Annotated in this window: 19 protein-coding genes; 8 read left to right on the top strand and 11 right to left on the bottom strand. The window is 47.9% G+C overall.

Annotated features, from left to right (window positions below; translation table 11 throughout):
• Nucleotides 1-26: 26 nt before the first annotated feature.
• The 6 genes from KME11_08470 to KME11_08445 form a co-directional block, all read right to left on the bottom strand.
• On the bottom strand, nucleotides 27-824 hold the full coding sequence (locus KME11_08470) for a methyltransferase (protein MBW4515244.1): 798 nt from the start codon (nucleotides 822-824) through the stop codon (nucleotides 27-29).
• Nucleotides 821-1,501, bottom strand: coding sequence for an alpha/beta hydrolase (locus KME11_08465; protein MBW4515243.1), 681 nt, complete (start codon nucleotides 1,499-1,501; stop codon nucleotides 821-823). Before KME11_08465 ends, KME11_08470 begins: the two co-directional genes overlap by 4 nt.
• 2 nt (nucleotides 1,502-1,503) lie before the next feature.
• Nucleotides 1,504-2,667 (bottom strand): 8-amino-7-oxononanoate synthase, encoded by a 1,164-nt coding sequence (locus KME11_08460; GenBank protein ID MBW4515242.1) that lies wholly within the window; start codon nucleotides 2,665-2,667, stop codon nucleotides 1,504-1,506.
• Nucleotides 2,667-3,806, bottom strand: a complete 1,140-nt coding sequence (locus KME11_08455) for a Uma2 family endonuclease (protein MBW4515241.1) — start codon at nucleotides 3,804-3,806, stop codon at nucleotides 2,667-2,669. The genes KME11_08460 and KME11_08455 overlap by 1 nt, the downstream gene beginning before the upstream one ends.
• An 85-nt stretch (nucleotides 3,807-3,891) precedes the next feature.
• Nucleotides 3,892-5,601, bottom strand: coding sequence for a precorrin-3B C(17)-methyltransferase (gene cobJ / locus KME11_08450; protein ID MBW4515240.1), 1,710 nt, complete (start codon nucleotides 5,599-5,601; stop codon nucleotides 3,892-3,894).
• A 97-nt stretch (nucleotides 5,602-5,698) separates the two neighbouring features.
• On the bottom strand, nucleotides 5,699-7,912 hold the full coding sequence (locus tag KME11_08445; GenBank protein MBW4515239.1) for a transglycosylase SLT domain-containing protein: 2,214 nt from the start codon (nucleotides 7,910-7,912) through the stop codon (nucleotides 5,699-5,701).
• A gap of 386 nt (nucleotides 7,913-8,298) precedes the next feature.
• Between KME11_08445 and KME11_08440 the strand changes: the two genes are divergently transcribed.
• The gene (locus KME11_08440) at nucleotides 8,299-8,592 is read left to right on the top strand and encodes a nucleotidyltransferase family protein (protein MBW4515238.1); all 294 of its coding nucleotides are present in this window, start codon (nucleotides 8,299-8,301) and stop codon (nucleotides 8,590-8,592) included.
• A complete protein-coding gene (locus tag KME11_08435) occupies nucleotides 8,589-8,927 on the top strand; it encodes a DUF86 domain-containing protein (protein ID MBW4515237.1) in 339 nt (112 codons plus the stop codon). The genes KME11_08440 and KME11_08435 overlap by 4 nt, the downstream gene beginning before the upstream one ends.
• Nucleotides 8,928-9,133: 206 nt before the next feature.
• Here the strand turns inward: KME11_08435 and KME11_08430 are convergent, their stop codons facing one another.
• Nucleotides 9,134-11,425, bottom strand: a complete 2,292-nt coding sequence (locus KME11_08430) for a lipase (protein MBW4515236.1) — start codon at nucleotides 11,423-11,425, stop codon at nucleotides 9,134-9,136.
• Between the two features lie 246 nt (nucleotides 11,426-11,671).
• On the opposite strand from KME11_08430, the gene KME11_08425 reads away from it, so the two are divergent.
• The 6 genes from KME11_08425 (at nucleotide 11,672) to KME11_08400 (ending at nucleotide 15,439) form a co-directional block, all read left to right on the top strand.
• Nucleotides 11,672-12,229, top strand: coding sequence for a sugar O-acetyltransferase (locus KME11_08425; protein MBW4515235.1), 558 nt, complete (start codon nucleotides 11,672-11,674; stop codon nucleotides 12,227-12,229).
• 109 nt (nucleotides 12,230-12,338) lie between these two features.
• Nucleotides 12,339-12,629 carry a helix-turn-helix domain-containing protein gene (locus KME11_08420; GenBank protein ID MBW4515234.1) on the top strand — a complete coding sequence of 97 codons (291 nt, stop codon included), beginning with the start codon at nucleotides 12,339-12,341 and terminating at the stop codon, nucleotides 12,627-12,629.
• A gap of 3 nt (nucleotides 12,630-12,632) precedes the next feature.
• Entirely contained in the window at nucleotides 12,633-12,890 is a 258-nt protein-coding gene (locus KME11_08415) for a hypothetical protein (protein MBW4515233.1), read from the top strand.
• Nucleotides 12,891-12,913: 23 nt separating this feature from the next.
• On the top strand, nucleotides 12,914-14,209 hold the full coding sequence (hisS, locus tag KME11_08410; protein ID MBW4515232.1) for a histidine--tRNA ligase: 1,296 nt from the start codon (nucleotides 12,914-12,916) through the stop codon (nucleotides 14,207-14,209).
• Between the two features lie 136 nt (nucleotides 14,210-14,345).
• Nucleotides 14,346-14,573, top strand: coding sequence for a hypothetical protein (locus tag KME11_08405; GenBank protein MBW4515231.1), 228 nt, complete (start codon nucleotides 14,346-14,348; stop codon nucleotides 14,571-14,573).
• Between the two features lie 47 nt (nucleotides 14,574-14,620).
• Complete coding sequence (locus KME11_08400) at nucleotides 14,621-15,439, top strand: tetratricopeptide repeat protein (GenBank protein MBW4515230.1); 819 nt, start codon at nucleotides 14,621-14,623, stop codon at nucleotides 15,437-15,439.
• Nucleotides 15,440-15,482: 43 nt separating this feature from the next.
• On the opposite strand, the gene KME11_08395 is transcribed toward KME11_08400, so the two are convergent.
• The 4 genes from KME11_08395 to KME11_08380 form a co-directional block, all read right to left on the bottom strand.
• A complete protein-coding gene (locus KME11_08395) occupies nucleotides 15,483-16,442 on the bottom strand; it encodes a PhoH family protein (GenBank protein MBW4515229.1) in 960 nt (319 codons plus the stop codon).
• A gap of 40 nt (nucleotides 16,443-16,482) precedes the next feature.
• Nucleotides 16,483-16,869 (bottom strand): KH domain-containing protein, encoded by a 387-nt coding sequence (locus KME11_08390; protein MBW4515228.1) that lies wholly within the window; start codon nucleotides 16,867-16,869, stop codon nucleotides 16,483-16,485.
• Between the two features lie 58 nt (nucleotides 16,870-16,927).
• Nucleotides 16,928-17,215 carry a 30S ribosomal protein S16 gene (rpsP, locus tag KME11_08385; protein ID MBW4515227.1) on the bottom strand — a complete coding sequence of 96 codons (288 nt, stop codon included), beginning with the start codon at nucleotides 17,213-17,215 and terminating at the stop codon, nucleotides 16,928-16,930.
• 160 nt (nucleotides 17,216-17,375) lie between these two features.
• Entirely contained in the window at nucleotides 17,376-18,854 is a 1,479-nt protein-coding gene (locus KME11_08380; GenBank protein MBW4515226.1) for a leucyl aminopeptidase, read from the bottom strand.
• Nucleotides 18,855-18,991: the final 137 nt, after the last annotated feature.

The following is an 18,991-nucleotide window of genomic DNA, read 5'->3' as shown; positions in this document are numbered from 1 at the left end:
ATTCACTAAAAAACAGATGTAATAATTTATCGTTGAATCAACAAAAAAGCGACATGATGATGAACTTGTAAAACATTATTTTCTCCCATTTTATTAACGTTACCATCCCAATATCGAATCAACTTCTTCATCTCAACGACAGATGACTTTTGTTTTGAAGTATTCACGCTAGCTCCTATAGATTTTAGCCCTCTAAAAAAATCACTCGCGTTCCGATGTGTTGTACAGAATATCTCCTCTTGCAAATATGAATCTTGGGACACCTTAGATAACGCTTGTATTAAAAACTGAGAATTGGGTAGTGAATTTGCCGTGAACGGAATTTGGAGAGATTCACAAGCCTGCCGCCACTCTGGAAAAGAATCACAAGTTGGAAATGCTAAGCATAGAATTCCAGTAGGCTTCAATCGTTCTAGCCAACCTAATAAACTTTCTACAGGATGCTTAAACCACTGAATGACAAAATTCGCCACAATTAATCCATAGCGTTCATTACCCTCTAGCGTTTCACCATCCATCTGCCGAAACGAGACTGGAGCGCGATCGGGTGCGATCTGTAAATGGGCTTGGCAAAAGTGCAACATCTCGGCTGAGAGATCAGTGACTTGGAACGGGTGATTAGGGAAGCGATCGCACAATTCCTGAGTTAAAAAACCTGTTCCGCAACCTATCTCTAACAACACTCCTGAAGGCACTTCCCATGATTCCAGCAGAGCTAAAAGTTTTGTCGCGCAGTTTTTTTGTAACGATGCTTCAGCATGGTACGTTAATGCCGCTTGTCCAAAACTTTGGGCAATTTTCAGTTTCTCAGACTTATCGTTCATTCTGCGCCCAACCTTCGACAAAGCCATGACCAACAGACATCAATATGGGTAAATGGCAAACCGTGTCCCGCCTGTTCAATTTCAATGTATTGACTATTATCGGGCAGATGTGCAGAAAGTTCTCGCCCTTTTTCAACTGAAACTATTCGGTCTTGAACACCATGCAAAATTAGAATTTTGGGAATTTTCTTCAAAAGAGAAACATCTAACAAACAAGCACTTAAACTCTCCAGATCATGCAGTAGTAATTCAGAATTAATAGCCTTGCTAGAATCAGGCGATCGCTCCCACAAAACAGGATGATAACACTTCGTTCTGAATGCCTCTAGAACAGTTTGAGGATTAGCTTTAAACTGAGTCATCATCTGAGAAAGCATCAACAGCGATCGCCTTTTTTTTGCCTCTAATTGAGGATGGAAGGAAAGGAAACTGCTAAAAACGACTAATAAATCTGCACGGTGGAGTTGTTCAGAAGGACAGAGATGTAGCCCATAAGAATGCACGAAAAGAATGGTTCTATGGTTTGTATTAGCAGCAATGGGCAAGGCTGGAGAATTAAAATAGCCGCGATCGCTTATCAGTAAATCTTCTCCTCGTTGAGCCAATAAATCTTTCCACGGCTGCCAGCAAGTCTGGTCAAACCCCCAACCATGATACGCAATAATAGTGGTCGGCATCCTCATCCTTCAAACAATTTCAGGCAATTAATTAAATCATTGATCTGGATCGTGGTGTGAGCGCTTGATAATGCCAACCGAATTCGTGCTGTTCCGGGGGCAACAGTGGGCGGACGAATGGCGATCGCTAGCATTCCGTGTTCTTTGAGCCATTGCGCTAGTCTCAGGGTTTTTGCCTCATCACCAAGTATTAGCGGAATAATGTGGGAGCAAGAATTTCCAGTGTCGTAACCGATTTGCTGTAATTGCGATCGCAGAGATACAGCGATTTGAGCGAGGTGTTGACGTTCTAAATTCAACGTAGGAATGAGAGTGAGAGCAGCGGCGATCGCGCCTACCGTTCCGGGCGGCAAACCCGTTGTATAGATAAATCCAGGACAAAAGTTAATTAAATAATCCCGAATAACATGGGAGCAAGTAACATAAGCTCCTGCTGATCCGAACGCCTTACCAAACGTGCCAATGACCACATCAATATCAGAACGATGACTAGCTAAACCCATGCCATTTATTCCCATCACGCCAACAGCGTGGGCATCGTCAATATAAAGGATAGCGTTGTATTCTTTTGCAAGTCGAATTAGTTCCTCTATATCGCTGATATCACCGTCCATACTAAAAATTGTTTCAGAAGCAATTAGGATTCGGCTATATGTTTTTTGATGAGCTTGTTGAAGCAATTTTTCTAGATGGTGCAAGTCATTATGATGGTAGCGGACAAGTCTAGCTTTACTAGAAAGAACCCCTTGAAGAATACTATTATGAACTAGCCGATCGCATAATACCAACGACTGGCGATCGACCAACAGAGGTAGAATCGTTGAATTTGCCTGAAATCCAGAATTGAGCAACAGTGAGGCTTCGCGTCCACAAGCCATCGCTAACTGTTGCTCAACTTGCTCATGAATATCGTAAGTTCCTGTTACTAACCGAGAGGCAGTTGCACCCGTTCCATATTGACTGATATATTCCTGAGCCGTTTGGATTAAGATTGGATGTTTAGATAAACCTAAATAATCATTATTACTAAAGTTAAGGAGCGATCGCCCCTCCTGCAATATATGCACAGCATCTTGAGGGATGAGTGGTTGCAGCGATCGTCGTTGAGTGGGCGATCGTTTTTCGAGAGCTTGGTGCATAAACGCAAACTTATCGACAGCCATCATCAACCCATCTGTCTGACTTGATCCTCAGTCAGCCCAGTCATATTCGCCACCTGAGCGACTGATAAGTTTGCTTGCAACAAATTCATCACCACCTGCCTCAGTTGATCTTCTGCTGTATCTGCCCGTTGTTGCTCTTGCTCTGCCCTTTGTCGTTGTTGTTCTGCCCGTTGTTGCTCTTGCTCTGCCCTTTGTCGTTGTTGTTCTGCCCGTTGTTGCTCTTGCTCTGCCCTTTGTTGTTGTTGTTCTGCCCGTTGTTGCTCTTGCTCTGCCCTTTGTCGTTGTTGTTCTGCCCGTTGTTGCTCTTGCTCCGCCCGTTGTCGCTCTTGAATTGCCCGTTGGCGTTGGCGTTCTGCTCGCTGTTGCTGATGCTCTGCTTCTGTTAAAACCCAGTTTCCATCAGTATCGTACCAGCGCAGCCACGATCGCTCAATGCCGTCGAACTCACCTTCCCATAAGCCTAAACCTAAATCTAGTTCGGGAATCCAGACGCGAGGATTGCTGGTGTCAAGATTTTGCTCTTGATAGTGACCGCCCACGAGACGAAATGCTCGGACGCGATTGTTGTATCGGCTAAAGACGACATAGTAAGGAATCCGTAAAATCTGTTCATAGACCTGCCATTTTCCAGGCGGAACAGCTTTAGTCGATTGCCCATTTGACGGCGCGGGGCTGGAGTCAGGCGCGGGGATGGATTCGCCTAATGGTATATCAGCATTTGATTCAGCAAATCTGCCTAAATCTTCATCCTCGGTTCCAGGCGATAGCAATTCCACTACTACGAAAGGATTAACCCCTTCCTGCCAAACCACATAGCTAGCCCGCAAATCTTTTCCATCGTAAAGCCGTGGCACACCCAAAGCCAGAAACCAGTCGGGGCGCTTATGCCACAAAGGATGATGGACATCGTAGTACAGGTTTAAATCTGTGCCTGTAAAGATTTGGTCTTTAGCGTAATTTTGCAGACGTAGCGTTGCGCTTAATAACTGGGGCTGAAGATCGTGAAATTCGTCGGGCAAACCAGGTTCCTCCGGGTCTTCGCTGGGCAAGTCATACATGGTGGGCAGCGTTTCTCGCGGAGAAAGCGGCGGATCGGTTTGGGGAATGGAATAAGGTCGCTGGCTCATGGTGGAATAATCCATTGGATATCTCTACTCTTGCCTCGTATCTCTATTTTGCCTCAAAGCGAATCTGCTTGAAATTATAGTACACTTGAACGACTAAATCTTAACCTTCATACCAGCGAGGCGTGTAGACCCAAACTTTTCCGTAGGGGCGTTGAATGATTCGGGTTTTGCTTGAACCTATTAGAATAATGGTTCGCATATCCGCAGTTTCAGGCTGAAATTGATCGAGCGTAGTGACGACGATCGCCTGTTTCGATCTACCCAAGTTACGCGCCAAAATGACTGGAGTTTGGTGCGATCGCACTTGTAACAGCAGTTCTTTTGCTTTTGCCAATTGCCAAGTTCGTTGGCTGGAAATAGGGTTGTAAAAAGCAATCACTAAATCGGCTTGAGCAGCAGCTAGAATGCGTTGTTCAATGACTGCCCAGGGCTTCAAAATGTCGGATAAGGAAATAGTACAGAAGTCATGCCCAATCGGTGCGCCCACTTGTGCCGCCGCCGCTTGCATTGCCGAAATGCCGGGAGCAACCTGAATCTCTAACCGCTGCCATTCTGGTTTCGCGTCTTGTTCAATCACTTCAAAAACTGCTGTTGCCATCGCGTAAATGCCTGGATCACCGGATGAAATTAACGCCACCGATCGCCCTTCTGCTGCCAAATCCAATGCCTGCCGCGCCCGGTCTAACTCCACCCGATTGTCGGACTCATGGCGCTGCTGTCCTTGTCGTAAGGGTTCCACCAAGTTGAGATACGTGCTATATCCGACCCAATCGGTCGCAGACTTCAACAATTCTTTTACCTGCGGCGACATCCACTCAGCGCTGCCGGGCCCTGTCCCGACGATCGCCAGTCGTCCCTGTGCTCGTCCGATCGCGTTCACATTGAGCGGTAGAGGTGCGAGGGCGATCGCGCATTCCGCCTCATTCAAGACGAGTTGACCTGATGCCCCGACCGCTGTCATCGCTACCGTTTCGACTGTCCAGGCGGGCTGATCCGGTTGAAAAAAGCGGGTAGAAACGTTAAATGCTTGAGCGATCGCGGCGATTCCAGGGTGTCCGGCATCAAGTTCGAGGGCAAAAATGGCAGCGATCGCAGTCGGAGAAAGACTAAGTTCTATCAGCTTTTGACGAATGAAGGCGATCGCAATTTCGGGATCTGGGCTAAGGGCGTTATTAAGGGCGATCGCTATAGTTTTCGGATGGTAAATTAAACAGTTGGAGGACGGTAGCAGCGATCGCTCTGTGACTTGTATTGTTAACGATCCATCACTGGCGATCGGCAAGTGACTATTACTCAACCAAGGTGCTATTCCTTCTATCTTTACGCTTGCTCCAGACAACAGATCCGAGATAAATGATTTAGCCTGATCAGGATTAGCAAGATGATATCCTTGAGGTGGATCTAGTAACGCAGTCCGAAACCGAATATCACCTGTAGTAGTAATAGCTGGAGATACGTCAAAAACAACAGCTATTTGACGCGCTAAATCATTTACTCCGTGCAGTCCTCCTAACAGAGGAACAACGGCACTACCATCTTCGGCAACGGCTAAAACGGTCGGTTCTTGTCGTTTGTCGGAGAGTAGAGGCGCTAAGGTACGAATTAAGATTCCGGCGGCGCAAATGCCAATAATCGGTGTGCCGTGAGTAAATAGTTCGCGCAGGGTTTCACCAAATTGGGTAAAGCTGATATCAACCTCGGTGGTGCGATCGCACAAGCCATAAATAACTGCATGGGGCAGAACAGCTTTAATTCGGTGGGCTAGAGAAACACTCTGTTGATTCAAGACGACGATCGCAGGATTTGGCACGAGCTAACTTTCAAAGAATACGACTTTTAATAAATAATGAACTCAGCGATCGCAAGACGCTCAGCCACTTCATTCTCGCAGTTTATCGCACCTGTTTTTATTGTGCTTTTCCTAACACTGCTTGTTTTTGCGAAACCTGTGCAAGTTTTTCCGAAACCTCTGGGTTATAAAGCCGCAAATAATTCCAGTAATTTTCAAACACAAATTCTACGTAGCCTTGAGTTTCAGGATAGGGAATTTGCGTGACAAACTTATCAGGATCGGTAAAACCAAACTCTTGAATCCACCCAGCAACGGCACCCGGCCCTGCGTTGTAGCTGGCAACCGCAAATAGTGAATTATTATCGTATTCCTGATGGGTATAGTCTAAGTACCAGGTGCCAAGTTTGATGTTATCGTTGGGGTCTTCCAGGTTAAACTTTTTCATGCCGTTTTGCTCAGCCACAAAATCAGCCGTATCCGGGATTATTTGCATCAACCCAACCGCATCGGCAACGGAGCGGATTTTAGTTTCAAAGCGCGATTCTTGACGAATTAGTCCCGTTACAAGAAGAGGATTAATTTGGCGCTGCTGCGACCATTGAGCGATCGTCGCTTCATAGGGAAAGGGATACAACGCCTCCCAATGCGATCGCTGTTGCTGAAGTTGCTCGTGTTCCTGGCGATCGGCTGGCTTCTCTCGCTCGTCAAGGTTAGAGATCATAAAAATCCCCTCCAGGTTGTCATTGATGCCTAGCCGCATTAATCCATCGGTAAATTGCTCAGTTACAGACGGCTGCTGGCGGTTCTTAAATTCAGTTTGCCAAAGCGTCCAAGCGTCGCGGTATTGCCCCAACTGGTAAAGCTCGCGCAGGGCAGCAGAGCCAATGGGCGGTGTGGCGTTTACTTGAGGCTTGGTAATTGGGGGGAGTTTTTGGCGAACGGTGGTAAAGTCTCCTACATCCCAGCCCAGGTAAACCGCCGATCGCCAAGCATAGTAAGACTCGGGATAGTTTGCCAACACGTATCGAAAAGAGTCAGCGGCATCTTCCTTGCGCCCCACTTGGGCTGCCCACTTGCCTACCCAAAAAGCAGCTTTAGGAGCAAGTTTGCTACTAGGATTTTCCTGTGCCAACTGTCGCGCCCATTCCCAAGCCGCTCTAGCATCGCCTTTTTTAGCATTTGCCTCTGCTTGCTTCCAGCGAATTTCTGCTGCTGCTTCCGACGAGCTATATTGGCTGAGGACAGACTGCCGCGCCTGAATAGACGACTTAGGGCTATTAATTTCTTGCAAAATATTCGACTTAGCTGCCAGTGCCTCAGCCGCATTATTGGGAAAGCGCTTAATCGCCTGATCGAGGTAGGGCACGGCATTTTCAGGCAGAGCATTCATTTCTGCTAGCTTTAACAATGCGGTTCCTGATTCGTCGGCATCAGGATACGCTTTAAGGAGCCTCTGGTAAGCAAGAACCGAGGCAGTAATTTTGCCTTCTAGCTGCATTCCTCGTCCCGCTCGATAAAGAGTCAGCGGCGTACTAGGAGCCTTGGCATAGGCTTCGGCGGCTTTAGCGTATTCTTGTTTTTCCCAATAGCCAAAGCCGATCGCCTCCCAGTGTTCGGGCTTAAGCTGGGCTGCGTACTCGGTTTTTAAGCGATCGAGCGCTGAAACCAGATCGGGAGCATATAGCGCCTGTGCAGTAATGAGGAGAAGCTGAGGCTGCTTAGGATTTTGCTTAAGGCGAGTTTGGGCAATTTCAACTGTGCGAGGATGACGGGGAAACTGGGCGATCGCCTGATTCCAAAACTGCGGATTCTTTTTGCCTAATACAAATAAACCTTCTACTGAAGCTGGATCGTCCCCATAGTTTTTGACCAATGCTTGCCAGGTCGCTTCAGCCTTTGCCGTCTCCCCCATTTGGGTGTAAGCCTGTGCCCGTCTAATCAAAACGTAGGGAGCCAAAACAGAGTAACTATTTTCCAGGCGCTCAAGCAGCGGAAGGGCAGCACCGCCTTTACCTTGCTCGATTAAATCACTGGCTAACAAATATTTGGCGCGCTGGCGATCGAGTCCTGATCCTTGCTGGGTGGCAGCTTGAAGAATGGGCGATCGCTGCACGATTGGCAATGTGGCGGCGGCTAAAACTTTAGAGGCGCGATCGGCTGGGTCAGCTTCTATGACTACAGAACTGGGTAAGGTTTGGAACCATTGCCCGACTATAGGCAGTTTAGGCAACATTCCTGTGGTGGGTAGGACAAATATTGCTGCACCTAGTGTCAGTGCGGTTAAGCTCACACCCGTAACCACCGCTTGCTTCTTTTTTCTCTCCAGCATGAGTTTAAACCGCACTAGGTTGGGGAACAGTCAGTAAGATATTCTCTCAGGTTTTTTCTGAGCTTCTAGCATTTTTACCGCAAATTCATCGACTTGGACACACTTGATGCAAATGAAAGGGGCGATCGGGGTAGAGAGCGGAGGATTATGGTAGAGAGGATATGGGAACTTTCCCTCTAATCTGTCTGGATTAGCATAATGTATAAGAAGTTTCTGCATAATCATTCAGAAGGAGTACCCCCATAGATGACAACAGTCAGTATATTTGTTAGTCACATATATGATGGAGCGCCTTTAACAGTAGGTTTCAGTGCAAAATACTATGGAATGTGAAATCGAGAACAAGACTAAATTAACGATCTTTTCAAGTCGAAGTGGTAAAAATGATGGCGTTACTAGACACATTGCGGGAAAACCGAGTAGAGATTTTGCAAGTTGCGGCACAGCATGGAGCGTTTAATGTTCGTGTGTTTGGGTCAGTGGTACGGGGTGAGGAAACCTCGGAAAGCGACATCGATTTTTTGATTGATTACGATCTGGAAAGAATTACACCTTGGTTTCCAGGTGGCTTGCTGATGGATTGGCAGGATTTATTAGGACGGAAGGTCGATGTGCTGACAGAGCGGGCTATTAGTCCGTTGATTCGAGAGAGCGTGTTGGCAGAAGCGAAGCCCTTATGACTCCCAAAACCGATCGCATCTATTTAGAGCATATTTTGGATTGTGTCGCCCTGATTCAGAACTATACTCGCAATGGCAAAGCAGAGTTTATGGCAAGTGCATTGGTTCAGGATGCGGTGTTGCGACGGTTGCAAACGATGGCGGAATCGACCCAGCGGCTGTCTGAAGAATTGAAGGCAAAAGCGCCAGGCATAGATTGGCGGGCATTGGCGGGTTTTCGGAATGTGTTGGTTCACAATTATCTGGGCGGCATTGACTTGGAGCAGATTTGGAATGCGGTCGAACACTACCTGCCAGGGTTAGAAATGGCAGTGAGGGAACTGATGGAGGCTTAGGGAAAGTGATTGCCGCGCCGCTTTGCAGATACCCTAAGAGTTGCCCCCTTCATCAGCCACCTGATTAGTGCATAGACTTCAGCCCCTACCCCTAGCAAGTAGGTTGATGTGGATGCCAAGCGGCTAGAGCAATCTTTAGCAAGGTTGGCTGGATTTATAATGTACGATCGCCGTCCAGATACGGAAGAGCCAGTTCATTCATCAAGTTATTCCTCTGGAAGCTTAGGCGGACACCAAAACAGGTTTTTGCTTGAGACTCCTAGCGATTCTAGAATGCCGCGCATTACCTCTGCGCAATATTTCCAATGCCCTAAGTCCTCATACATCCGATCGGGATTAAACTCAACGTCGTGGTGCAATACGTGGGGTAGGTTCGCAAACTCATCGGAGGATTGGGGAGAAAGGAGCAAGAGGTGGAAGGGTCTCCCGTTGCACTGTTTTCCTAACTTATTGACTAGATCTATGACGCCACCCCGATCGCTAATGCCTGTCCGCACAAAAAGCACCTTATCGCACTCCTGGATTGCATACCAAAATCTGCCAGCACGGGCTGTATAGCGATCGCGCATTCGTTCATGAACGGGAGTCATATCGTGGAGTGGATCATCCTTTTCGTCAATCTCATGGGCAAAAGATAGACCTGTCCACTTCCGGTGATAGATTCGACCTGCATCAGCACTGTAATTTAAAAAATCCGGGTTCCACATGTCATAGAACCGGGATTCGACCATGTCGGCAACGTCACTAATTTCAGTCGTGCGCGTTAGATCGAACGGGAAAGCAGGGCCATCATATTCCATCTTGTACAACATCATGCGAACGGCACAGCGATCGCCTAAGGGAAGAATAGCAACACGGCTAATGTCTGATAGCTCGCACTTATATTGGAACAGCAAGGCAGATCTAGGTGGAGATTTAACTCGACTTTCCAAACCACCGTTACCAATCATTAAAGTACGGAAAGGTACATCAGGGTCAAGCGCATCTTCGTACACACCCATGGGCATTGCTTTTAGTGCATTGCGAACCTCTTGCCACATGGGCTGGATGTTATATTCGTTGGTCGATTCATTGATGACTCGGATGCGATTATCGTCTTGTTTTAAGATCCCCAAATTTCCGTCATAAAACAGTAACTGTGAATTGTGAGGCGAAAAGAGATTGAACGCTGCGCTATATTCTAGGTCAGCACCCGGAGGAATAGAGATCGTTGTTTCGATCGCTCCATCCGCTTGCACAGCAAAAAAAGGAAGAACTCCTGCCTGATGATGATTTGCAACATAAAGACCTGACATTAATCTAGCTTGATGTTGCAGTGCAGTTTGCAATGACTGCCAGGTAGGCGTGATGGTGTAAGCGTAGGGTGAGGCATTGCGAATTCGCAACTGGTTCTCTTGAGGGTAAGCAAAGATCTGAAACTCTTCGCTATCTTGATATACCAATACTTCGTCAGGTTGCTGAAAGCGCTGTTTTTCTTTTACCAATTCTTCTGGGTTCATCTCGAATAAGCGCAGATCGATCGCCTCATACATCAAGCGATGACCGATTGTATTGGGATGTGCCGGATCAAAAGAAGTGCCAACTTTCCAGGCTCCCTGCCCGTTGTCTACTGCGGCTAACCAATCCAGCACCGGAATGCCCCAACCTAACATCCGGCGATGAGTTTCTTGAAGTAACTCATTGTGTTCGCTCGCATAGTTGCCATGAGGATAAACACCACCCAAAATTGGATAGGCTCCCAGTTCGCGCGTCATTTTTACAAGCTGCTGCAACCCGCTTTCAAACCGCCGTTGCACTGCCCGCCATTGGTGAGCAGGACAATCGGCTAACCCTTCGTTGCCTAGAGATAAGGCAATGATCACAACATCTGGTTGCTCAGGTGTAACGACTGATGCGAACCGAGCAATCGTGCTGCTAACGTTCGTCCCTACTTCTGATACGTTCACCAGACGATGACCATACTGTTGCTGCAAGGTCTGCCCTAACTGGCTTACCCAGCCGTTTAACAACCAAGCCTTATGCCCACACGCCACAGAACTGCCAATCACTACAATTTTGAGTCCTTTAGAGTCAGGATTTGGGCGCACTTCAGCAGCAGGTTCTGCGATCGCTTCCACATATCCAAAGGGATAGGGCTGCCAATAACCCCAAGCACCATCATCGACTACCAAATTCTGAGACTGGTTTTCAGGAGCGATCGCAATCCAGCGGTGTTCGCTAAAAGGCTCCCATTCCACGCTGCCTTCTGCACCCAAACGCACATACTTATACTCAACGGTTTCAGGGTATCCAACAGTTTCAGGGGCAATCTCACCTGTCGAACTGCAAACATATTGAAGATCGATCTCTGCTTCCGTCCACCACAGGGGATAGCGATCGACAGTAGTTTGAAGCCGAATACATTTGGCGACATCCCATAATCCGAGTTCAGCAGTAGAACCGACCAAACCAATAGATTCGCCCGTTTGGGTATGAGCAATAATTTGGAACCGATGCATAAGGCTCCTTTTAGTTAAAAAAATAAGATGCCATACAAAAAACTAAAGCCCTACAATACAGTGACAGTAACACGTTGACTCGTTAAGGTATGTCTTGAAGATAACCTTCTGGTGGCTCAATACAGAAAGGTTAATTCAGGCGCTAACTCAGAACTGCCAGTGCGTTAGATTGAGTGGAACAGAACCACTGCTTAGAAATTGGCTAAAAATTCAATTGCAGCGATCGTCAACTTTGGAATTAGAAAAATGGCAAAGACAGAGCGAGAAAAAATGCTGGCAAATGAGCCCTACTTAGCCACTGATCCTGAACTTAAGGGCATGTACAAAAAAGCTAAGAATCTCCTCCATGCTTTTAATACCTCACACCCTGACGAGGTTAAAAAAAGAGAGGACATTATTCAAGCTCTTTTTGGGGCGATCGGTCAAAACTTTGAAGTACAGCCCCCTTTCCAGTGTGACTATGGCTGCCACATTTACGCAGAAGAGAATTTATACATTAACTACGACTGCATTATTTTAGATTGCAACACTGTTTATTTTGGTCGCAACGTCCTGCTAGCTCCCAGAGTTCAAATTTACACGGCATATCATCCTTTAGATGCCGAAACCAGAAGGTCTGGATTAGAAATGGCTGCACCGATCGCCATTGGAGATGATGTTTGGATTGGCGGTGGTGCTATTCTTTGCCCTGGCGTAAAGGTTGGAAATAACACTACCATTGGAGCAGGCAGCATTGTAACGCAAGATATCCCTAGTAACGTGGTCGCCGCAGGCAATCCTTGCCGAGTACTTAGAGTAGTGTAGAGAAAGGAGTAGTGTAGAGAAACGTTTTTCTTAACACTGCCTTTATCTCAATCATGCCTTTAGAATGGTAAAAGACGGTAGGTAAATATACATATTACAGATGGAAAACATGACAACGGGGATGGAGGCTCAGGTCAGTGGGAATCTCTCTGCCCGTGAACTACAAATTGTTGAACTTGTATCCGCAGGCTTGACCAACCAGGAAATTGCTGAAGATCTAGAAATTAGTAAGCGAACTGTCGATAATCACATCAGTAATATTTTGACCAAGACAGCAACCAGCAATCGTGTGGCATTGGTTCGTTGGGCATTGCAATGGGGTAAAGTTTGCATTGATGAAGTCAACTGCTGCACTCTACCGATCGCTCCCCACCCAGTTTCTCCCCAGCTAGAGGTATAAATTATGACACCTAGCCAATGGTCATCGCCCCAAATGCCCCTTGCTATTTACCGGGAAATAGAGGCTCATTTGCGGCAGGTGACAGGAGTAGAGGTAGAGGTATTACCCCAAACTTCTCAGCAGTTTGAGTATCTTAAAAGTCAAGCGGGTGGGCTGTCAATTCAGTATGGTCCGGAGGCAAATGAAGAATCTTGTCGTCGAGTCGAGCAGATTTTGGCTTATTATGGCGATCGCTATGCCCCCTGGGAACCCGTTCAATAAGCCTTTTGTAGATTAAGAGCACCATGAGTCTGATTCAAGTCTCTCGCGGAACGCGCGACCTTTTGCCTGACGAAATCCAGTACTGGCAACAGATCGAAGCGATCGCCCGTGAGGTTTTTGGCAAAGCCACCTATCAAGAAATTCGTACCCCTATTTTTGAGCAAACTGATTTGTTTGAGCGGGGCATTGGCGAAGCGACTGATGTGGTCAGCAAAGAAATGTACACTTTTCAAGACCGGGGCGATCGTTCGCTAACCCTGCGACCCGAAGGAACAGCAGGATTAGTCCGGTCTTATGTGCAGCATAATCTCCATGCCCAGGGCGAAATTCAACGGCTTTGGTATGCAGGTCCCATGTTTCGCTATGAGCGCCCTCAGGCAGGACGGCAGCGACAGTTTCACCAAGTAGGCATTGAGGCGCTGGGGAGCGCTGATCCCCGTGCCGATGCTGAGGTGATTGCGATCGCCAACGATTTACTCAAAGCCATTGGGCTAAAGAACTTGCGTTTAGAATTTAATTCCATTGGCGATCGGCAAGATCGTCTGCAATACCGTGAAGCCCTCGTGGCTTTCCTCACGCCCTACCAGAACGATCTTGATCCCGACTCCCAAGATCGATTGACTCGCAACCCCCTGCGCATTTTGGATACTAAGGATCAAAAAACCCAAGACATTCTACAAAATGTTCCGAGCATTCATGCTCACCTCAGTCCCACCTCTCAAAAACGGTTTGAACAAGTTCAGCAGTTGCTAACCGACTTGGGCATTGATTACAACATCAATGCCAAGCTAGTTCGTGGGCTGGATTACTACACTCACACCGTTTTTGAAATCCAATCCGATGACCTGGGGGCACAGGCAACCGTTTGTGCAGGCGGACGTTACGATGGATTGGTGAAAGAGTTGGGCGGCCCTGAAACTCCGGCGGTGGGCTGGGCAAGTGGGCTAGAGCGGCTGGTGATTTTGATGCAGCAACTCCAACCCCCCAAGGCTCCGACGCTAGATTTTTATGTGGTGTCGAAGGGCGATCGTGCTGAGGCACAAGCCTTAAAGATTGCCCACACTTTGCGACAACTGGGGTTTTCGGCAGAACTTGACCTGAGCGGCAGTGCTTTTGGTAAACAGTTTAAGCGGGCAGATCGCAAGGGCGCAGCAGCTTGCCTAATTTTGGGAGATGCTGAGGCAGAAAATCTGACTGTACAGTTAAAATGGCTGAACTCCGGAGAGCAACGGGCGATCGCTCAATCCGAACTTCACAGACTGAGTAGCGAAATCCGCCAACAGATTGATGATAACCGCACCCTTCCTCAAGTTAACTAAGCCAAGGTGCCTAAAAACTGGCTTAAATTAAGCCAGTTCAAGAACCTTCACAACTTCAGAATCGCCTATTTAAAGATTCAATACAATCAAGGCGAGTAAACAAGATAGAATAAACCCGTGGTGTGAATAAGTAAAAATGACTAGTCAACCTTTGATTAACGATCGTACAGTGCAGTTCTCTACATCTGCTGTCTCTCCCTCAGCTTCCACGTTTGCTTCAAATAGCGTGTCCCTAGAAAATTCTCAGAAACTTCCCTACCAAGCGAATCACCAAGTTGAACTGCTTCACCTTCAAGCAGAAACCGAGGTGCTTTTACAGGAGATTCAAACCGTCAAGCAGCAGCGGGTTAGCTTAGGTTCGTAAGTTAAATGCTGATTGTCCTGCCTTCAAAAACCTGGCATGATAAGCGCATGATGACATTTCTAGCCTCTATATTTTTAATTCTTTTGACCTGGTTGAGTATTCTGCCTGTCCAGGCTATGGCTTCTGCCGCAATCAACCCGACTATCACTTCTCCGGTAAATCTGGAATTAGTGGAAGATTTACGTTCTAAAGCGTTTGAAGCCACGAACAAGGGCAACTTTGCTGCTGCTGAAGATTATTGGAGTGATCTAATTCAACAGCTTCCAGAGGAACCTGCGGTTTGGAGCAACCGAGGCAACGCCAGAGTCAGCCAGAACAAGCTCGAAGCTGCGATCGCCGATTACGAAAAGTCGATGGAACTTGCGCCCAATGCTCCTGACCCTTATCTGAATCGGGGCGCGGCTTTAGAAGGTTTAGGCAAATGGGATGAAGCGATCGCCGACTACAACCACGTCCTTGAACTAGATCCGAATGATCCGGCAGCCTACAACAATCGGGGCAATGCTAAAGGCGGACTAGGGCAATGGAATGAGGCGATCGCCGACTATAAAAAAGCAGTAGATATGGCACCCCAATATGTTTTTGCCCGCGCCAACTATGCTTTAGCGCAGTACCAACTGGGTGAAACCAGCGAAGCGATTCGTCAAATGAAAAACCTGGTGCGTAAATATCCTAACTTTGCCGATATGCGAGCAGCTTTGACTGCAGCACTGTGGGCAAGTGGCGATCGGGGTGAGGCAGAGAGTAACTGGGTGGCGGCAGTAGGGTTAGACCGACGCTATAAGAAAATTGATTGGGTGACCCAGGTTCGTCGCTGGCCTCCAGCCATGTCTACGGCACTAGAAAAGTTTCTGACGTTGAAGTAGTGGGCTGTGACCAGTAGGACAAAAGTAGGGCGATCTCCAGAAATTAGTCCTGGTTCTCATGCTCCTCGTATGCCGCTACAATTCGCTGTACTAAGGCATGGCGCACCACGTCAGCTTTCGTTAGTTCGCAAAAGGCGATCCCATCTACATTCTTCAAAATCCGCTTAGCTGCTGCCAGACCCGACTGTTGATGAGAAGGTAAATCAGTTTGCGTGGTATCGCCTGTTACAACCATACGCGATCGAAACCCCAGCCGAGTCAAGACCATCTTCATCTGAGAGGGCGTTGTATTCTGCGCCTCATCCAAAATCACAAAGGCGTTATTCAACGTCCGACCTCGCATGTAGGCTAGGGGCGCAACCTCAATAATGCCTCGCTCCATCAGGTTAGGAATTTTTTCCGCATCCATCATCTCGTTCAGAGCATCGTAGAGAGGACGCAGATAAGGATCAATCTTCTGCTGCAAATCACCAGGGAGGAAACCTAGCTTTTCTCCAGCTTCAACCGCCGGACGGGTTAGAACAATCCGCTCATATTGGTTAGCCATGAGTGCTTGAACGGCAACTACTGCTGCCAAAAAAGTCTTGCCTGTCCCTGCTGGACCTGAGCAAAAAGTCATTTCATGGGTGCGGATGGCTTGAATATATTGCCGCTGCTTAAAAGTTTTTGCTCGAATTTCCTCTCCTCGACGAGTGCGTGCAATCACATCGCGCTGAAGTTCTTGAAGTTCGTCTTGGCTTTGATGATTGAGCGCATGTCGAGCCGTAACAATATCGACTCCGGTGACCGCTTTCCCTCGTCCCCAGTAAGACTCCAGCGATCGCACTAACCGATCGACCTGATCCACCTGGTTCTCGGTTCCTGAAATAACAAGCGCTTGCCCACGCAACACAATCTTTGCCCCGGTCTGCTGAGCCAGAAGCTTAAGATTTTCTTCCTGAAAGCCTGTCATGGCGATCGCGCTATCAGGGTTTGGAAACTCAATCGTGAGGGATGTTCCCATTCAACCTTCTACGAGGGGAACTCAAAATTATTCTCAAGCATTATTCTTTGAAACGTGGACGCGGCTTAGGCGGACTATGGGGTGAAGCCGCTCTAGGCGAGGATGACTCTGGTCGGTCGTCGGGTCGCCAATCATCTCTGCGATCGTCTGAACCTTCTTCACGCTCAGGCTGTCCACCAAAAACTTCGAGGTGAGCAGTTTGCCCTGCGACCTGAGCGATCGCCTGCAACACCGTCCGGATGGCTTGAATATTACGCCCGCCCCGTCCAAATACCCGCCCCTTATCCTCTCCCTCAAAAGCCACTCGCACCAGAACTCGCGACGAGCGGGGCGAAATTTCGCAGTCAACTTTCAGAGAATCGGGCGATTCTAAGAACGGCTTCACCAAATAGGTGACTAATCCGCAGTAGTCGGGGTTGATGACGATGGTCTGAGGGAGGGGAGTTTCTGTTTCTGACAAGGCGGTTACCTGAACAACTAAACGACTAAGCGACGGAATTCGTATCTGCGACGGAATTCGTATCTTCACCCTTCAACTGTTCAAACACATTGGCTTTCCGCAGAATGCTTTGCACTGTTCTGGTAGGCTGTGCGCCCTGTTGAAGGCGCTTGATGATACCGGGAACATCTAATTTAACCTCGTCAGTTCTGGGGTTGTAAAAACCAAGTTCTTCAAGGGGGCGACCGTCGCGGCGAGTATCGCTGTTCATGGCGACAATGCGGTAGCTCGCTTCAAATTTCTTTCCGAACCGCTTTAAGCGCAGTTTAATCATGCCTGAAAATCTTGCTCCTGTGAATGGCTAGCGAACTGTTATCAACCAGTTCTAATATCTGGTCAGTCTCTTATTTTAGACTCCAAAGTGAAGATCGTATCACTCCTCTTGAATCTTTTATGACATTTTTGAGAGATGTTGATTCAGCTTAAACTGCTGCCTATCCTTCACTCAAAACCCAGTTAACCAAGGTGCGAACCGGAAACCCAGTTGCTCCAGCGTTATTGTAAGCATATTCTTTATCTGTCCAAACGGGTCCTGCCACATCCAAGTGCGCCCACGGCGTATCTTTCACATACTGCTTTAAGAATAGGGCGGCGGTGATGGCTCCACCGGGACGAGGTCCTGTGTTCTTCATGTCGGCAACAACCGATTTCAAGCCCTCGAAGTATTTTTCTTCCATGGGCATTCGCCAAAACTTTTCGCCGGAAAGGTTGGAAGCTTGGGTGATTTGAGCAGCGATCGCTTCATCTTCAGTCCACATGCCTGCAATGTTTTCGCCCAAGGCAACAACACAAGCCCCGGTCAAAGTTGCCAAGTCAACGATCGCATCGACCCCCAACTGATCGGCGTACACCAAGGCATCTGCCAATGTTAGGCGACCTTCAGCATCGGTGTTATTGACCTCAATGGTTTTGCCATTAGAAGCGGTCAGAATATCGCCCGGATGCATTGCCCGACCGCTGATCATGTTCTCAACCACAGCGCTAATAAAATGGACTTCTACATCTGGCTTCAGCAAACCCACGACTTTAGCAGCCCCTAGAGTTGCAGCCGCTCCGCCCATATCGGTTTTCATCATTTCGATGCCGCTGCCTGTGGGCTTAATGTTCAAGCCGCCACTGTCGAAAGTAACGCCTTTGCCCACGATCGCTACCTTTCTACGAGGCGTGTCCGTCGGTCTATAAACAAGATGAATAAATTTAGGCGGCAGGTCCGATCCTAGAGACACACCCAAAAACGCCCCCATTCCCAGCTTCTCACAGTCAGCTTTTTCCAGTACGGTTAGCTCTAGTCCATATTCATGAGCGATCGCCTCTGCCGTCTCAGCCATAAATGCAGGCGTGACGATGTTGGCAGGAGCAGCGACCAACTCTCTTGCCAAAACAACACCTGCGCAGATTTGCCGCGCCCGATGGATCGAAGCCTCTTGCCCAGCCAGCCCTAATAGCTCAATTTGCTCTAGCTTTATTTCTTTATTCTCTATGTCAGATTTAAAGCGAGTGTCTTGGTGCAGGGTCAGTTCGATCGCCTCAGCCAATGCCTGTGCTGTTAGCGCTGGCTCGTTGTTCCACATCGGCAGACTTAGACCCAGGGTTTTGCATTTTTCTTTCTTGCCCAAACGAATCGCTGCTGCCGTTGCTTTCCGCAAGCTTTCTAGGTTGAGCGCTTCAGGTTTGCCTAATCCTACGATCGCTACTTTGCGAACAGGGTTGCCGCCGCCGACTCTAGCGATCGCGCTGCTGCCTTCTTTGCCCTTGAACTCTGTTTCGGCAATCAGTTCTGCTAAAGTGCCCACAAGCTTTTGATCAAGTTCTGCCAAATCTTCGGTTAATGCGATCGCGTCTTCAAACATGCCAATGACGAGACAATCGCCTGCCCACTCTAGACGGGGTGTGCCAATACCGCGTACTTCCATATCTGTATGACCCAATTAAGTGCTAGTTAGCTACCAGTATTGCTCATATCACAAATTTTGAAGCAACGGTTCAGTCTTGTAATGCCGAGAAACAGAGGTTTGTTGCCATGCATCTAGATCTTAGGTGAGGACGTTTA

This window comes from Timaviella obliquedivisa GSE-PSE-MK23-08B (assembly GCA_019358855.1).
In the GTDB taxonomy this organism is placed as follows: Bacteria; Cyanobacteriota; Cyanobacteriia; order Elainellales; family Elainellaceae; genus Timaviella; species Timaviella obliquedivisa.
Note: the sequence above shows the minus strand (reverse complement) of the source record. Positions and strands in the feature narration are given on the sequence as shown.

What these genes read in the sequence shown, in the direction of transcription:
- KME11_08470 (MBW4515244.1), bottom strand. Translation starts at nt 824, where the DNA reads ATGAACGATAAGTCTGAGAAACTGAAAATTGCCCAAAGTTTTGGACAA.
- KME11_08465 (MBW4515243.1), bottom strand. Translation starts at nt 1,501, where the DNA reads ATGCCGACCACTATTATTGCGTATCATGGTTGGGGGTTTGACCAGACT.
- KME11_08460 (MBW4515242.1), bottom strand. Translation starts at nt 2,667, where the DNA reads ATGATGGCTGTCGATAAGTTTGCGTTTATGCACCAAGCTCTCGAAAAA.
- KME11_08455 (MBW4515241.1), bottom strand. Translation starts at nt 3,806, where the DNA reads ATGGATTATTCCACCATGAGCCAGCGACCTTATTCCATTCCCCAAACC.
- KME11_08445 (MBW4515239.1), bottom strand. Translation starts at nt 7,912, where the DNA reads ATGCTGGAGAGAAAAAAGAAGCAAGCGGTGGTTACGGGTGTGAGCTTA.
- KME11_08440 (MBW4515238.1), top strand. Translation starts at nt 8,299, where the DNA reads ATGGCGTTACTAGACACATTGCGGGAAAACCGAGTAGAGATTTTGCAA.
- KME11_08435 (MBW4515237.1), top strand. Translation starts at nt 8,589, where the DNA reads ATGACTCCCAAAACCGATCGCATCTATTTAGAGCATATTTTGGATTGT.
- KME11_08430 (MBW4515236.1), bottom strand. Translation starts at nt 11,425, where the DNA reads ATGCATCGGTTCCAAATTATTGCTCATACCCAAACGGGCGAATCTATT.
- KME11_08425 (MBW4515235.1), top strand. Translation starts at nt 11,672, where the DNA reads ATGGCAAAGACAGAGCGAGAAAAAATGCTGGCAAATGAGCCCTACTTA.
- KME11_08420 (MBW4515234.1), top strand. Translation starts at nt 12,339, where the DNA reads ATGACAACGGGGATGGAGGCTCAGGTCAGTGGGAATCTCTCTGCCCGT.
- KME11_08415 (MBW4515233.1), top strand. Translation starts at nt 12,633, where the DNA reads ATGACACCTAGCCAATGGTCATCGCCCCAAATGCCCCTTGCTATTTAC.
- hisS (MBW4515232.1), top strand. Translation starts at nt 12,914, where the DNA reads ATGAGTCTGATTCAAGTCTCTCGCGGAACGCGCGACCTTTTGCCTGAC.
- KME11_08405 (MBW4515231.1), top strand. Translation starts at nt 14,346, where the DNA reads ATGACTAGTCAACCTTTGATTAACGATCGTACAGTGCAGTTCTCTACA.
- KME11_08400 (MBW4515230.1), top strand. Translation starts at nt 14,621, where the DNA reads ATGATGACATTTCTAGCCTCTATATTTTTAATTCTTTTGACCTGGTTG.
- KME11_08395 (MBW4515229.1), bottom strand. Translation starts at nt 16,442, where the DNA reads ATGGGAACATCCCTCACGATTGAGTTTCCAAACCCTGATAGCGCGATC.
- rpsP (MBW4515227.1), bottom strand. Translation starts at nt 17,215, where the DNA reads ATGATTAAACTGCGCTTAAAGCGGTTCGGAAAGAAATTTGAAGCGAGC.
- KME11_08380 (MBW4515226.1), bottom strand. Translation starts at nt 18,854, where the DNA reads ATGGAAGTACGCGGTATTGGCACACCCCGTCTAGAGTGGGCAGGCGAT.